Here is a 16,234-nt window from a genome sequence, read left to right as displayed (position 1 = left end):
CGTTATAGCTCAGTTGAGGAGTAGCGGCGGCAGGTTTTCGGCCAACTGGGGAGTTTTAGACGTACGGGGTAAGGAGTCTGTCCGCATTGGAGTAGAGGGGCGGCAAGAAAAATGCGCCCCTGTGGGCGCACCATCCCGTTTGCTATTCCGCCTTTTTAACGCGCGGCTTGCGACCGCGCGGCTTATCGACCAGCGCAGATTCACCGCTCTCGCGATACTGGCGGCACCAGGCCTTAACCGAAGACTCGCTGGGAATCCCGTGCTTGATCATGGCCTCGCGAACCGTCAGACCGTTTTCCAAACGGTCCTTAACCACGGCGAGCTTTACGTCGAACGAATAGGTGTGATGACGAGCACCTGCATTGAGCACGGCGTCGGCACCGCCCACGGCATATGCGCGGGCCCACTGACGAGCCGTGGCCTGGGGAATGCCAAGCTTTGCGGCGAGGGCGCGATGACCGACCCCCTCTTGGAGGGTCTCGACGGCGCGCTGCCTAACCTCGGGCGCATGCGTGCGAGTCCTAGTTGCTTCCGACATACCTGCCACTTCTTAGCCTTAACCGTTAATCTGCTTTCTTACGTGCTTGTTAGATAGTAGCATTTTGCTGTTTGCGCGTAACAGTTAATTGAAAATTGCAGCGGTGGCATCTGGGCATTTGCCATTCATTTGCAACAGTTCTTTAGGTTTTATTTACGCAGCTAGTTGGCTCGCGGCCCATTGACGGTGTTTTACCAACCAGATTGGTATCTTTTTGTTTGGCTGGTATGCTTTGTGTAATTATTAACCCCTCTTCAGCCCGCATCTAACATGTCAACTTTCCACTTACTTTCCAGCTTTCCACCTTAGGTGGAAAGCTGAGTGGAAAGTTGGAAAGTTGGTGGGTAGCTGGGGCAGCAGCAGGCCAGGCGAACAAGAAAAAAGGGCGGCAACCGGGTGGTTGCCGCCCCTCGCGTGGCTAGTTGGTTTTCGTCTCATGGGGAATGCCCTTGGTGTTGATGCGCGCCAGCGTGTACGTCACGTAGTCGGAGTGCGAATAGCCATCAAGGTTGCTAGCGTTGACCGGTGTGTCGTTGACAACGTTGCCGGTCATAATATTGGCCGTAAGCACCAAGCGGTAGTTGGCATAAGTTTGGCGCTTGCCCTCAACATCCGTGTTCACCTTAACGCGGAAAGCATGCTCAAAGGCAAGGCTGTTGCCGTCGCGCGTGGCGAACGCGCCGCCAGTCCCCTTGCCATCAGTAAATACGTAATTCTTGCCATCGGCGCTCAAAGAGCCGTTAGCCAACTTGTCGCTACCGAGCACCGTAATGTAATTTTTGATACCGCTGACCTGAGCATACGAGCCATCATCCTGGCGCTGCTGCAAGCTCAACGTATACGTTACCGTATCGGCACTGGAAATCATTGCCTCGGCACCCGTGAGCTTGGACAAATCATACGTTCCCACCAGAGCGATTTCGCCGTCGGCGGACTTGAGGTCATCGATGTTGATACCCAGCTGCGACTTCTTTGAAGCCTCGAGCGCAATAGTCGAGGAGCCCACGTCCATGCGGTAGTATCCAGCTTTGCCGTCGATGTATGCCGAGTTGCTACTGGTGCTGAGCGTTTCGTCATTCGTAGAGAGGTACGCACGATAGTTGGGCTTTGTGTACCTATCTGTGCCGCCATTCTGCGAAGCGATAATACCGGCCTGGCACGCGGGCTCCGTCATGGTGAGACTCGCCTTCATGGTGATGGTGAACTCGCTGCCATGGTTCTTAGCGATTTCGCGAATGCCGGAAAGATCAATTGCCCCAAGACCCGCGTCGGCCAGCGTCAATTTCATGTCCGTACCGTCCGCGGTCCATACACCCGTAGCGGCGCAATGATCTTCAGCGGTGGCCTCCCCCCATGTCCACTTCGTCTTGCCGTTCACGGTTGAGGCATGCGGGGCGTAGTACTTGCCCCCCACTGTCACGTAGAACGAATACGTGCCCTGGGTTCCAGTCGGGTAGCCATGCGCGCCCGCAGCACTGCCGTTCTTCCCGCAGTTCACGAGCGAAGAATCCAGCTGGTAGTACAGCGCGTCGGAGCTTGTGTATTGCTGGTTCGGGTCGAACTTCACGGTGTCGCTTACCTTCATGGTAAGCGGATAGGTGACATCGTGAAGCTGCATCTGTTTGATGCCGCCCTCGTTGTCATCGATGAGGCCGTGCGTGTAGTTGGATGTCACGCTGTAAGTCGAGGCCGTATTCTGGTGCCCATCCTCGGCAGCCTTGTCGTCGGCTGCTTTCTTGCCTCGCAGCAGGTAGTTGATGTGCTCGTTGAGGCTCGTGTCCACCGCGGTGGCGGTGTAGCCGTTGACGCCCGCGGACCCCGCCGGCGTGCGCACCACCAAGTAGAAGTTCTCACTCTTGGGCTCTTCCTTATCAACGGAGAGGGTATAGAACGTGCCCGTCGCGTCGGAAGAAGTGCGCGCGCGGTAGTACGCACCGCCGACCTTGGCGCCGGCCGCCTTCTCGAGCTCGACCTGGCTCTTGCCTTCGACCTCGGCATCGGTGAGCTTGACCCAGGCACCGTCTTTGTCCTCCTTGGCCTTCACGCCCACGGTTTCACTCAGCCACGGCTCGACGTAGGCCTTCTTGCTAGCGTCCACAAACTCGGTGAGTTTGACCGACACCGCTCCGCCCGCGCCCACCGTGCAGTGGTATTCACGGTTGTTATGAGCAGTGTCCACGAGTGTGAGCTGCGTGCCCTCGGGCAGCGTGGCGCCAAAGGTGATGCTTTTGTTGAGCGGGCCCATGGAGCCGCCGGCTTCGAGCAGCGTGTTCCAGCCGTAAGCGACTGGCTCGCCCCGGGCGCTGCCATAGGTCCAGGTAAGGTAACCGGTCATGGTGTCGCCGCTGCTCACAAGCACGTGATTGTCGTATTTTGTCGCATAGTCGGCAGCCTTGAAGTTCGCACCTTCGGAGTAGGTGGCGGTAAAGTCGATCTCGAGCATGCGCCTAACGATGATGGGCACCTGCACGCGGTAGATCTGGCCGGCCTCGCTAAAAGTGACCGTGAGCAGCGTGAAGCGGCCCCGCTCGTTGTCCCAGTCGGTACTCGCGCGGAAAGCCATGGAGCTCGTGCCGTTGTTGAGCACCTTGAGCGTGGGCGCTTGCGAGGCGGTTGCGTCCTTGACGAAGGCGCCGTTATCGGCAAGATTGAAGACCTCAGCGGTGGCGGTCACGTGCTTGGCGCTGCCGTTGAGGCGGCGGGCATCGGAAAAGCCGCCGTTAGTCACGATGTTCAGATACTTCTCGACCGTCGTCGTGTCGTTGCCGGAAATCATGAGTACAGGGAAGTCGGTTGCGGCCTTCTTGCCCGAAGTAACATTGTTGGTGTTGAAAGTGCTCTTTGAGCTGTCCGCGCTATAGGTGCTCGTGTTTTGGTACGCGCCGGCATCATTGATGCCGGCGATGTTGGTGTAGGTGTAGCGGCCGGGAACGCGGGCACCCGCTTGGCTTTGGATGGTCGTCGCGGTGTCAATGGCGGCGCCGTCGCCAAACAGGTAGCGGTCGGTGGTGTCGCCGTCAGAGGCACGCACCGCCAGCGTGCTCACGGGCCTCGTGGTCACGTACGGACTCGTTGCCGTGGTAGCAGTATCGCCTGCGCCGTAAAGCGTTTTGTTCTCGTTGGGCGCGGCAGCCGTGCCGTTGTAGTCGCCGAAGGCAATATAAGTTTTCTCGTTAACAGCAGCCGTATTCGTATTGGTCGTGTAAACCATCGGCGGCAGGTCGCTCGTGGTCTTGCCACTACCGGGCTTTACTTCCACGCCCGCTGCGGAGAGGCTGTACTTACCATCCCCCGTGTCAACCTCGCCCAAGAGTACGCCCTGGGTTTTGCCCGCATTGTAGCTATTGCTGTCCATGAGCACGTTTACCAGATGGAACTGGCCGCGCCCGTCGCCCATAATGCCGCCGTTGGACCTTTCGCTAAACGTAGTGTTGGATACCTTTGTGTTGGTGACGTCGATGACGACGGATCCGCTGTTCTTCGCGTTATTCGCGCCCAACAAACCGCCACTCCAGCTGCCCTTAATCGCAGCACCCTCGATCTCAATGTTGTTGCAGTCTATATTCACATTGCTGTAGAAGAAGCCGATAAGCCCTCCCGAGCATTTGCCGGTGCCGGCAATGCTGACATTCTTGACATTGCAGTCGTCGAACCAGTACTTGTTGAGGCTACCGCTACTCGTAACCTCACCAATCAGGCCGCCCGCATTGTAGATGCTATTGTTCGTTCCGGTCTCATCGCCGATGACGGCGTTCTCGGTGCCGACTCTGCCATCAATGCGCACGTTGCTCATAGAAATAACGCCGCCACGGGCGCGTCCGACCACGCCGCCGGCGCCCATATGGTCATCGGAGTTCGACCCGGTGGCTAGCACGTTTACCCCAGAGATGACTGCCGTGCACGACGACTGGGCCGCTGTGGTGGTGCCGATGTTGGTGTTGACCGAGATATCGCTTCTTTCGACATAGCCGAGCACGCCGCCCACGTAGGGCACTGTCCCTGTGGCAGTTATGGTCGAGTTTTTGCCAACGGTCCTTTCACTCACCCCTGTGTCTGCGGTTGTCCACACGCCGCACGCCGAGGCGACCGTACCCACATAGCCACCGACATTCTTCTCGCCCGTGACGTTAAGGCCAGTGTATGAGCAGTCATAGAGATACGCGGGGCCCCACCCGTCCCCGAACTCGACCATATAGGTTCTGTCTTCACTCGTAGTTCGTCTGGCGCGGCCCGAGCTGCCAAGAAGCCCTCCTACGCTCTTTGCGCCCGACACGGTGCAGTTCTTCATCTGCACGTTGCGGTAGATGCCGCACGTGCCGTCGTCGTAGTTGGCCGTTGCACCCGCCAAAAGGCCGGCACCGGTAAGGTCGTTCGGCGCCTCTCCTGGTTTGGCTTCGCCGTTGGTGTCGATATAGGTGAGCGCTACGTTGCAGTTGCTAAAGGTGAGGTCTTTGACCTGCGCGCCGTCGTTCGCGGTGACGCTCTGCCCCACATTGGTGGAGGTGAACATCACGGTGCTGAATAGACCACCCACGCCCGAGACCTTATAGTCGTCGTCGACGTATTCGACGACGCCGTAGGCGGTGCCTTCGGTACCCACCGTGATGGTGGCGCCGTTACCGTCGATCGTGGCTACGTGCGGCGTAATACGGTCGCGGTCGGTGCCCGGCTGGTTCGAATTGCAAGCATTGGAATAGTAGCGGCCGTTTAGGCCCACGTACCCCGTGCCGTAGTCGGTCATATCGTAGGTGCTATTTTCTTTGAACTCCAGGCTCATGCCGATCGATTTTGATGCACACACGTAGCCCGTTTCGTAGCTGGCAGCGTAGGACGCCACCAGGTAGGGCGAATTCACATCGTCGTCATGGTCGAGCGGACCGTGCCACCCCTGCTTGCCGGGGGCCTTCTGATCGTCGTTTTTGGCGATTTCGAAATCGCCGGCAGCACTCTCAGGCTTGCCCACATTTGCGTAGCTAGCATTCCGTACCTTGCCATATTCCTTATTGCCAAACAGGTAGCCGCATATCGCCGGGTCTTGCGAATCGCTGCCCCAGTAAGCCTTGGAACCGCGAAACACGCCATTATTGGAGTAGTTGGTATGTGCCGCGCCAGCACCCGCACCCGAGCTGATGATGGCCGAGAGCACCAAAAGGCCCTGGGCGTTTTCGACCGTGGTCACGGGCGCCTCGGCGTTAGTGCCGATGTACTTATTGTCGGTGCCCGTGGTGGTGACACAGGGGGTTTCCTTGTTTATGAGCTCGTTGATTTTGTAGTTGGCGTCACCGTTATCGACGTTGCAGCCCTCGCTAAAGGCATAGCCGTCGATCACGCGGCCAACGTAAGGGTTATCGTACTGGTCATACTTTGCGGCATCTTCCTCAATGGGCTTGTACTTTTTGTTCTTTGTACCACCACGCCACGAGGTGCCCGTGTTGCGGAAAATCACGCCGCCACCCGCAATAGCGCCAACGTAGCCGCCAATGGGAACAAGATGCGATCTGCTGACATCGGGGTTGCTGACATCGGGGTTGCTGACAACGGTAAAGCCGTACGCTGTCGAACCGTTATTTGGATTGTTTACGACCACGCCATCAATAATGTTATCGCCGCCAAGAATGCAGCCGATAACGCCGCCGAAAAACGCCGTCGGGACGCCGTCCGCATCCTTCTCAGAATAAGTAATAGTCGCGTGCGCATTCACATAGTTGATGTTGAGATTGCGCACCACGCTGCCATAACTATAGGGAATGAGGCCGCGAAGCGAACCCTCGTTATTCTCTATCTTGATGGTTGCCTTTTTATCACCTTTAGGGTTGCCAACGATGACGCCACGGAACGGGTTGGCTTTGTTGCCAAAACCGCCAAACGATGCACCGTCGAGGGTGATCGTATTACCCCCGGTAGGTTCAATACTGTAGTACGCGCTTTGGATATAGCGGTGCATCATCTCGTCGGAAAGCGTGGCCGAAGGATCAGTGGTGTCGCCGGTCTTCTTTTCCCACTTCTTCCCAGTGTCTTTCGCCTGCTTATAGACGTACGTAACCTCATTGTCGGTTTTATTGTCGCCGCGGCGAGTACAGAGCGCACTCTGGTTGGCGGCAATGGTGACCTCCCAACCGTCGAGCGCAGTTTGGTTGTTGATGTAGTTGGCGATGGCGTTCATCTCCGTCGCGTCCTTAACGGCATACGGATCGCCATATGTGCCGCATCCCTCTACCAGCTTTGGAATGCGCTGGTTGACTTTAATTTCATGATATTGGACGCCGCTCTCGGTGGCCTTTCCCTTATAAACATAAGGAAGATAGCCACCAAACCAAGGCCTGACGTCACCGTCCTTCTTACCATCAACCGTCACATAGCCGATAACGGCGCCATACGTCGCTTCGTCGTAATACCAAAGCTGCTTGCCCGGGTACTCCGTACTCCCATCAATCTCGGATCCGTAGGTCACCTTGCCTGCATCGGCATCAGCCTTAGTAAAGGTGTAGTCCGCAGAACCCGTGCTCGTGCTTCCGTAGCCAAAACTCTCCAGCAGGCTCGCATGGGTGAAGATCGTATTGTTCTTTCGGCTGGGCAAGCTGATTTGCTCAAACTTCGCCGTCACCTGATCGGCCTCACTGCCTACACCAAGCTTTCCGAACAGCGACGTAGCCGCCTTGGTGCCACTCGTGTACCCAGTAGTCTTGATATTCTTCGCGTTCAGGCTCACGTACTTCTGCATCTCGTTGATGAGCAGAGGCATATAGGCGTTAGCGTCCGTGGCGCTGTTGGCGCCGTCGACAATCAGATTGTTGAGCGTAAGACCATCAATTGAGATCTTTCTAATCTTGGTGCCATTGCCGTCGCTGGACCCACATACGTAGCGGCACACGAGCGCGCCCGATGGGCTTCCGCCCGCGCCAATAGCGTCAGTAGAGCTCTTTCCGTCATTGATAACGGGCCCAACGGTACCACCCAAAGTGACGTTGCTTACTGTGAGATCGCCGTCTGCCACCGTTTGAAAAAGACCGCAGTGCATGTTCTCGTGCTGGGTGGCATCGGAGTTTAGTTTGTTGCCATTCTGCTCGGCCTTGATCTTGGAGTAGTAGAAGGTGATGGCCGCATTATTAACCGTCACCTCTCCGATCGGTTGAGTGGGATAGTAGCTGTAGCCGGCCAAATCGATTGTGCCGGTTATGGTTATGGAACCATCAAGCCCTGTCGTACCATCGGGAACGATTGTCGAACGAATACCGGCGGGAGCATAGCAGAAAGCAGACCATAAGAGCAGCTTGTCCGCCGTATTGATTTGGCCACCGCTAAAGCCGCCTTCACAATTCTTAGAGGCTATGTCGAGGTTGTAGAAGTAGCGGGTATTGCCGTTCGTATTCTGGCTTCGACCGAAAGACGAGCGATTATGGTAGCTGTTGTCTTTTGTGGAATCGCCGTCCATGTCCAGCTTGTTTTTCTGTGTGTGTAGCGAAACGACCGTGTTCCAGTCGGCGTCCATGAGCTTGCTGCCTTTGTTTGGTTGTACACCGCTGCCAACCCATTCGTCAAAGGACTCTACGCTCGACGCGTTAATGGCTTCGCTGCCGCTGGGCACCCTGTAGGCGGTACCCCAATAAGCCCTGTCTTCCAGGTACAGGCCTATATAGTTTTCGACGCCATATGCCGTCTTATTATCCACCTTGCAGCCACGACAAACTAGAACGCCGAGCGTCTTGGCAACGTCCGCGTTAATGGTTACGCCCGAAAGGTCGATGGCGTAGTCATTGATGATCCAGTGGCCGCTAGCAGCGTATACAAGACCGCCGAGCTCAGTAGAGCCATCCGCAGTCACGGTCGTGTTGTCGGAAGTTTTGAGGGCATAGGTGTCGGCGCTGGTGTTTACCTTGTCTTTGCCAATGGTAACGATAGTGTTGCCCCAGCTGTAGCCCAAAAGGCCACCAGCGCCATTCAACTTGTCGCCATTCTTGCCCACGGTCATTTTGAATCCATTTAAGCTAAGACCAGTAATAGTAACGGACTTCTTATTCGATCCCTGCGCAATGGAGCCGATAAGGCCGCCGGCCTGCACGACCTTGTCTTTCGCCGCGTTGCCGACGTTGAGCGTGCCGCCGACGGTGAGCTTGGTAACGTTAATGGTGGTGGCGCTGTCGTTGACCCAGCCGATCGCGCCGCCGATGGTTGCGCCGCTCTTGAGCTCGCTGGTTTCGCCGCGCTTGAGCTCTTTCGGGAACGTGATGGTCGCCTTGGCGGCGGAGGCGGTGTTGCCGTTGGCCTCGAACGCCACCGTTGCAGTGCCCATCACGGAGCCGGCAATGCCACCCACGTTGGCAGCGTTAGCAAATGTCTGGTCACAGGTAATCGCAGCTTGGGCGGTAGCACCCTTAAACGTCGCATTGCCCGTTATGTTCGCGGCAAACGATCCTGCGTGGACCTCGACACCATTGTCAAAGCGCAGGCTTCCTTTAACGGTCACGTTGCTGATGGAGGCGCCGGTGCCCAGCATGGCAAACAGGCCCTGGCGACCATGGCGATAGATCTTGCCGTTGCCCGCACTCGCGTCATTACCGTCGAGAGCAATGTCCCCGCGCATGCCGTAGGGCTCGCCCACGGACAAGCTTATGATGTGGCCACCGCCATCGAGTGAGCCGGTAAATCCGTGCCCGCTCTCATTAACGCCACCGAAGTCAATGGGGGCTCGGTCTTTAGTGAGTCCGGTGAGGCCCGTTCCCGAAAGGTTGATGTCGCTGGAAAGATTGATGCTTGCCGAAGGAATCTGGCTGGTGAAGTTGTCGTTTGCGACACCGTTCACGACAGGGAAGTATCCACTCGTTTGCCAAGTGATCGCCAGCTTCGCAAAATCGTCGGCGTCTGCCAGCGTAAACGCACCGTCGGTTTTTGTGAGGTTCGAGGCAAAGTGCCACTGGTGCGATTCGTCGATAGTGATGAGGTTTTCGCTCAGTCCGCCGCCCAGGCGAATGACCTGGCCATAGCTGTACACGTCATCGATATTGACCGGGTTGCCGGGACGCTTATACTGCCATTTCGTCGTTTCGCCCATTTTGACGCCCGCATCGCTTCCGCTGCCGGCGGCAAAAATCAGCGAGTTAAAGTTCTCGTAGACCAGCTGCGCGGTGTGGTCGTTTTCCGCGAATCTGGCGTCCGACAGGTCGGTGATACCGCTGAACTTGACGACGCCGAGCCACGACGACCCAACGACTCCGGCAAAGCCGCCGTTTGTGCCGCCGATGGTAGCGCCGCTGGCGGTTTTGACCTTCAGGCCACGCACTTCTAGAACGTTGTTTGTGCCCACGACACCCACGGCGCCGCCGTACTTGCCATTATTACTGGCGTAGCCCGAGGTTGCACACGTCACCGTTACATCGCCGATGACCACGGCGGACACGTTGTCGCTCCCGCCGCCTTCACCAAGGTAGCCTACCAGGCCGCCCGCATACGCGAGCTTGCCGTTAGAGCCCACGCCAAACGACACCTCAGCGCCACCCTTCACCGTGAACGCGTGCAGTGCGTCACCGTATTTCTGGCCCCACAGCTTGCCCACCAAGCCGCCGTAGTTCCCGCGCACGCCGTTGTTGTTGCTGTTGTCCGCGCCGTTTTGCAGCGTGCTTTTATACAATCCGCCGTTTACGGTCACATCGCCGTTCGAGATGTCGAGCACGCCGAACAGGCCACCGACAGAGGGGGCGGCGGTCGTGTTGGCCACACTGAGCGCCACGCCCTCGCCAAAATCGAAGGTGCCATTCTCGATAGTGAAATCGCTGGCAAACGAGGCGTCACCGATAAGGCCGCCGGCATACGTACCGGCTGATGACGACCCAACCGAGTGCGCTGGCTTGATACTGATATCCTTGCCCGAGGCATCTTTTCCGCTGTTGTCCGTATCTACGGCAAGCGTAAGCCTGGTCGCCTTACCGATAAGGCCGCCCGCCGCATTATTACCCGCGACGCTCAGTGCCGAAACATCGACATTCGAAGCAAGGGCGACGGCAGCCCCCTCGCCTGCCTCGCCAATAAGGCCGCCGGCATTGGCACCAGCGCCCGTAGCATCGATGGTGGGGGTGCCGTTGAAGCTCTCCGGCAGACCGTTCAGCCCCGCGATCGTAAGCGATGCGCCTGCAGTAAGGGTGTTCGCGAGTAGGCCCAGATTGCCCGTGGACGATTGCATGCCAATCGCCAGGGGGCTATTCGCGCTTGTCGAATACGTGGCGTCAAGCGTGAGCTCGCCCGTAACCTCACCCACGAGCGGCGAAGTGAGCTTGACGACGCTCGTATCGCCGCTCTCGGGCTTGTCTACGGTAATGGCAGCGCTGAGCGTCTTGTCCGCGCCCGTGACCTTTGCGGCCACGATGGGCTGAGCATCGGTGCCCTTCCAGGTGAGCTTTACGGTGCCGTTGTTATCGTTGAGCTCGATGTTGTTGAAGAGCGTCTTGTTGGCGGTAAGGGACCTGCCGCCCAGGTCGAGCGTGCCCTTGAAGGGGTAGGCATCGCTGCCGAACCCCTGGAACGCGAGATTGCCCAGGTCGCTCACGGCCTGCGCGCTGCACACGTCGAAGTCGACGCCGCTCAAACCGTCCCTGGAGATGATCGCATTTTGATAGATGACAGGGTCGGTGTTGGAGATGGCGATAAGGTCGGCGTTGGACCCGAATTTGATGGTCGCAACGGCGCCCGAGCCGTCGGTGGTGACCTTGTTGTCGCCCAGCGCGGCTTCGAGCTGCTCGACGGTCTTGATGACAGGGGCGGTGTTTGCCTGCGCGGCAGCATCCGCGTCCGCGTCATCCGCTTGCTCTTCGTCAGCAGCACCCTCATCGGCAGCCGCATCGTCTTGGGACGCGTCACCCTCCGTTGGGGCATCGCCGCTGGTGGTTCCATCGGTCGTGGAGTCCTGCGATTCGCCAGCGTTGGTAGAACCGTCGCCGCCCTCGGTAGCGCCAGCGTCGGCGCCCGGAGTCGTTGCGACATCATCAGATGCAGCCTGGTCAGCATCTTGCAGCGAGGTGGCCACGGCATCCTGTACGGAGCGGGCAGTATTGCCCGCGGCACGCGCGGCGGAGACGGACGCCTCCATAACGGCGTCGAGCTCTTGCGCGAACACCTCCGTGGAGGGCGCGAGCGCCTGGAAAATCATGATCGCAGTCAGGCATGCGGTTGTTATGCGCTTTGCCGTTCTCATCTGGTCCTACCTCGTTCTATCTCATGCCCCGTACGGGGTCTCGAAATCTATGCTTGCGACTTGTTCTACGCGACCGAACACGTAACGCCAATGCCATTAAAGCTAGTCGGCTTCGAGCCCGTCCGGTAGAAAGTGATGATTTCCGAGCCGGGAGAGGCATCGTATGTGACCGAGCCGACGTGCGTGACCGAGTCGACACTGACGATTGGCTGCCCACCATCGTTCTTGTGGTTCTTTGGAAAGAACGGATCGAGCTCGACCCCGTCCTTCCACGTGAGCTTCACCTTGGTCGAAGCACCCGTGACGGTCACGCGATAGTTGTAGGCGGCAAAGTCATCGACATTCGTATCATTCTTGTTCTTATCGACCCACTCGCCCGAAACGCCCGAAGCCGTTACCTCTGCACGCTCGGAAGGCGCAATCTTGGCAGCGAGCCATTTAAGGTTGGTGCCGGGGCTATTGGGGCCGACCTGGGCCTTAACGGTGAAGGATGCTTTGTTGAGGTCCGCCTTGGAAAACGTAACCCTATAGGTATACATGGTTGCCTTGTTGGCAGGGAAGGAAAGGTCGACCGTGCCGCCCGCCGCCAGCGTGGGCTTACCGTTAACACTCCAAGTGCCCGTCGTTCCCGTCGCCTCCACGCTCAGCGTCGCGTTAACGTCCTTGTCGTTGACCTTGTTCTTGTCGCCCAGCAGATGGTTGTAAATGCGGAAGGTAAAAGAGCAGTTTTCCCCACTCGTGTCGGCGATGACGCTTCGGACGGCAATGCCCCCGTCATTCAGCGTCTCATTCGTGTAGCCCGTAAGCATGTCCGAGGCAAACAGGGCCTGTGACGTGCCCGAAACGGCGACCGACTTAAGGAAGTCGCCCGCCAAAAAGGCCGTATAGGTAAGGTAGATACCCGTCACAATCGCAACGGCGCACAGCAGCACCGCAACTGCCCACAGACGTTTGCGCACTTTGGAAGCAGGGGCCGCCGACTCTGCACAGCAAGGCTCTGTCTTAGAATCATCAACCTGTGCAAAGTGTTTGCCAGCAGGCCTTGCGATTTCATTTTGCTCGTTCTTGTCTTTCCTCATCTGGTGCCCCTCCCCTCCTACTTATTAGTTGCCGCTCGTGACGCGAGCGATTAGATAAACCATGTCGGTCTCTTTGACGTTGGAGACCGTCTTTCCGTTTACGGTCACAGCGCCCGGATTCCACGTGCACTCGATAATGAAGTTCGTAGCGGCGTTGGCCTTTCCGTCCTTGTAGCCATCAAGCTCGCTCTTTTCAAACCTGTGGTACCGGTACAGCGGACGGGCGTTTTTCTGGACATTCCCGTACTTGCCGTACGTCGGATCATTGTCGGCAAGCTCTTGACCCAAGCCGTTTTTCTCACTAATAAAGGTGAACGGAATCGGGGTGCCGGGGTCCCTCTTGCTCCATGAGTAGATGTGGTTGAGCCCGTCGAGGCCGACCACATCTCCCTTCGTTGCCGACGATTCGTTAACCGTCACGTGGTACACGTTGATTGTCAGCCCCGTGATATTCGTTGTGTTGGCCACCTGCAGCTCAAACGCTTGACCGCCGGCAGCGGGATCGCCATTGTCGCTCCGCACGCAAAACGCGCGCCGAACGGTCACGGTGCCGTTGGAGTTTTTCACATCGCCCCGTGACTCGTCATACGAAATCTCGATGGGCTCGATGCTTGTCTGGTTGGGACCCATGATCTTGAGCTGCGCGGGCGTTTGAATCTTGCCCACCGTAGACAGACTTTTGCTGCCCACAAACCACGAGAGCGATAAGCCGATGATAAGAGCGATTGCCGCCAGCAATATCAGGACCGCAAGGGCCTGTGCGCGGTGGCTTTCTATCCAATTGCGGGCATCGCCGAGGCGCGTTTGCATGGTGCTCATGAGCTCACGCCCTCCTGAGCGCTAATTCTAAGTTGGATGTATTTGACCTTATTGCCGATCTGCTCGTCGGCATTGTTGTACAGCGCCGAGCAGATGGCGGTGTCGCTGAAGGACATGTCAGCCGAAACCGCAGGAGCGTTGGCGGCTTCCACACTACTTGCCGTGCCGTAAAAGTAGTTCGCTTTATGCGCGTTCATATCTGCCTGCAGAGCGCCGTAGTCAGACTTTGCGTCGCCCGCCGCCGCAAACAGATTCTTGTAGTAATTCGTATTGCCGGTAAGGATGAAGTTCTGGAAGTACTCCGGCCACACCCAGTACAGATTGATGGTGACGGGCTGGTTCGTTGGCTTGGTCATATCGCCGTTTTCGCAAAATTCGCTCTTGCGAATCTCGATCTTGCTATCAACCACGCAGCCCGAGTAATACCCGTTCTGGTCGCAGCTCGTAAAGAACAGCAAGTGGCCTTTGATCAAGCCAAGGAGCGCCTCCGCCTCGGGCGCCAGCGTTCCTCCGTCCCCAACAACGCCAACAATGTTCGTGACCTTAAGCACGCGCGACAAGTTGATCGTGACCCCGTCCAGGTCATCCACCAGCGGCTTCACCGTAAATGTAATCTTGCCGCGAGCACCCGGGTACAGAGAGCCCGCGGTCTCGTTGTTCAGGTTGGAGCCGAGCGTTACCGTCATGGCGTCGGTCGTATCGAGCTTCGCAATGTTTTGCTTTTCGGCGTCCGTGCGCTCGTAATAGCCCACGTGTGCGCCGGACTCACCCTCGCCCGCGGCGGTCAGCGTGTACCGATCCGCCTTCGCCGCGATCGTGCTCCCGGTGGCGCTCACTCGGTTATTCGCGGCAAACCAGGCCAGGCACGCAAAGATGGCAACGATGGCGGCCAGCACAAACAGACCGCTCACCAGGAAATCCTTCCAGAAATCCTTGAGGGTCCGCACGTGCTCGTCGGCAGCTTGACGGTACTCGGCCGCCGTCTTGTGCTGCTGGAGCTCGCTATGTCGGTCCATGCCACTCATCGCTTACGTTTGCCCTGCTTGCGGGCTTGCCATCCTTTTCCGCTCGGTCGCGTTTATCCGTTGTTCGCAGGTAGAGAATTCAGGCAGAATACAACACCGTACGATAAGGTAAAAGAATAGCATTGACCTGCGGTTCGCTCCACAACGCAAGCCTTAATGATGTCTTAAAAGTCAAACCCTTGGTGCAAGCGGTCAGGTTACTTCGCGCCAACATGGTGCAAACAAACCTGACCCCCTTGCACCAATCCGCAGCACCGGGCAGCGGACACACGGCGTGCCGCCCCTTAACACCCCAACGCGCGCACGGGTATCACGTAGATACCGTCCTCGACCTCGCGGGCGTACTCACCCACCCCCACAATCACGGCCATAAACTCCGGTTCGCGTGTGCGTGAACGAGGATTTCCACAGACCTTCTTGCGAACGCGCCTGAGGCTCTCAACGCCGGCGCTCACTTTATCTTCACTTACCTTAATCTCAAAGGCGGCCCACCGTCCGTCGGCTAGCTGCACGATAGCATCGCACTCAAGGCCCGAATCGTCGCGATAATAGCGCACGGGCGTGCTATCCAGCAGGTCGAGCGAACGTGCGTAGACCGAAAGGTCGCGTATGACCAAATTCTCAAACACCAGACCAAATGTCTGCCAGTCGGCAAGCAGCGCCTGCGAGGACATACCTAGCAAGGCGCAAGCAAGGCTCGGATCTGCCAGATAGCGCTTGGGCTTGACGGTAAAGCGCCGTTTGTCGCGCGCGGCGGGAACCCAACCGGGGACCTCCTCGAGAATGAACATGCCTTTGAGGGCATCCAGGTACCTGCGCACCTTGGTCTCATCGGCAAACGCTGCGGGTTCCTCCTCGGCACCGAACATATCCATAAGAATCGTTTTATACGTGGTTGCCTGTCCCAGATTGCGCGCGATCGATGCGGAGACTCGACGAGCAATATCGAGGTCGAGACCGACCGCCGGGAAGCTGCTCGAAAACGTGGTGTTGAGATATTCGCGGGCGATGAGCTGGGCGTCAGCCGAAACCATATCGATCGCCTCGGGCCAGCCGCCGCGGCAAGCGGCTTCGACAAGCCCCGGTGTATCGCCATCGCACCGGCAGGGCTCAAAACGATGCTCAAACAAGCCCGCCAGGCTCACCTTGCCGTTGGACTCACCTGTCTCGGCAAGCGTCATGGGGTGCATGCGGACGCGGCCGATGCGGCCAGCTCCACTATGCGCGGGCGCCTCCGCCTTTGAGCCAAACGCGGGCGTGGCGGAACCCGTGAGGATATAGGCGCCGCGCGTACCCCGGGTGCGGTCAACCTCGTGTCTAACGTAGTCCCAAATCTGGGGAACGCGCTGCCACTCATCGATAATATGCGGACGGTCTCCCAGCAACATCATCGCTGGGTCGGCACGCGCGAGGTCGAGATTCTCGTCGACATACGAGGCGGACGCCCCGTGCTCGAGCGCGGCCCACGTCTTGCCGCACCACTTGGTGCCCGCAATCTCGACCGCGCCAAAGACACGAAGGTAGCGCTCGATTTTCGCATCCACGATACGTGGGATGTATCCGTCCCGATGTGGCCTCTCACCTGCCATGA

General features: G+C 58.0%; 6 protein-coding genes. All 6 read right to left on the bottom strand.

All coding sequences use genetic code 11. From position 1 onward, the window contains the following. Positions 1-142: 142 nt before the first annotated feature. Entirely contained in the window at positions 143-538 is a 396-nt protein-coding gene (locus OGM60_00610; GenBank protein UYI99323.1) for a transposase, read from the bottom strand. A gap of 418 nt (positions 539-956) precedes the next feature. Further along, complete coding sequence (locus tag OGM60_00605) at positions 957-11,720, bottom strand: hypothetical protein (GenBank protein ID UYI99322.1); 10,764 nt, start codon at positions 11,718-11,720, stop codon at positions 957-959. Positions 11,721-11,785: 65 nt separating this feature from the next. After that, positions 11,786-12,799, bottom strand: a complete 1,014-nt coding sequence (locus tag OGM60_00600) for a hypothetical protein (protein ID UYI99321.1) — start codon at positions 12,797-12,799, stop codon at positions 11,786-11,788. Positions 12,800-12,823: 24 nt separating this feature from the next. Continuing rightward, positions 12,824-13,618 carry a hypothetical protein gene (locus OGM60_00595; protein ID UYI99320.1) on the bottom strand — a complete coding sequence of 265 codons (795 nt, stop codon included), beginning with the start codon at positions 13,616-13,618 and terminating at the stop codon, positions 12,824-12,826. Beyond that, positions 13,615-14,634 (bottom strand): hypothetical protein, encoded by a 1,020-nt coding sequence (locus OGM60_00590; GenBank protein ID UYI99319.1) that lies wholly within the window; start codon positions 14,632-14,634, stop codon positions 13,615-13,617. Before OGM60_00590 ends, OGM60_00595 begins: the two co-directional genes overlap by 4 nt. A gap of 293 nt (positions 14,635-14,927) precedes the next feature. Continuing rightward, positions 14,928-16,232 (bottom strand): DUF4143 domain-containing protein, encoded by a 1,305-nt coding sequence (locus OGM60_00585; protein ID UYI99318.1) that lies wholly within the window; start codon positions 16,230-16,232, stop codon positions 14,928-14,930. Positions 16,233-16,234 lie beyond the last annotated feature (2 nt).

Source organism: Coriobacteriaceae bacterium, from assembly GCA_025757745.1.
Taxonomy (GTDB): domain Bacteria; phylum Actinomycetota; class Coriobacteriia; order Coriobacteriales; family Coriobacteriaceae; genus Collinsella.
Note: the sequence above shows the minus strand (reverse complement) of the source record. Positions and strands in the feature narration are given on the sequence as shown.

Bases quoted from the DNA above. Each gene is read 5' to 3' on its own strand.
- OGM60_00610 (UYI99323.1), bottom strand. From the start codon at position 538: ATGTCGGAAGCAACTAGGACTCGCACGCATGCGCCCGAGGTTAGGCAG.
- OGM60_00605 (UYI99322.1), bottom strand. From the start codon at position 11,720: ATGAGAACGGCAAAGCGCATAACAACCGCATGCCTGACTGCGATCATG.
- OGM60_00600 (UYI99321.1), bottom strand. From the start codon at position 12,799: ATGAGGAAAGACAAGAACGAGCAAAATGAAATCGCAAGGCCTGCTGGC.
- OGM60_00595 (UYI99320.1), bottom strand. From the start codon at position 13,618: ATGAGCACCATGCAAACGCGCCTCGGCGATGCCCGCAATTGGATAGAA.
- OGM60_00590 (UYI99319.1), bottom strand. From the start codon at position 14,634: ATGGACCGACATAGCGAGCTCCAGCAGCACAAGACGGCGGCCGAGTAC.
- OGM60_00585 (UYI99318.1), bottom strand. From the start codon at position 16,232: ATGGCAGGTGAGAGGCCACATCGGGACGGATACATCCCACGTATCGTG.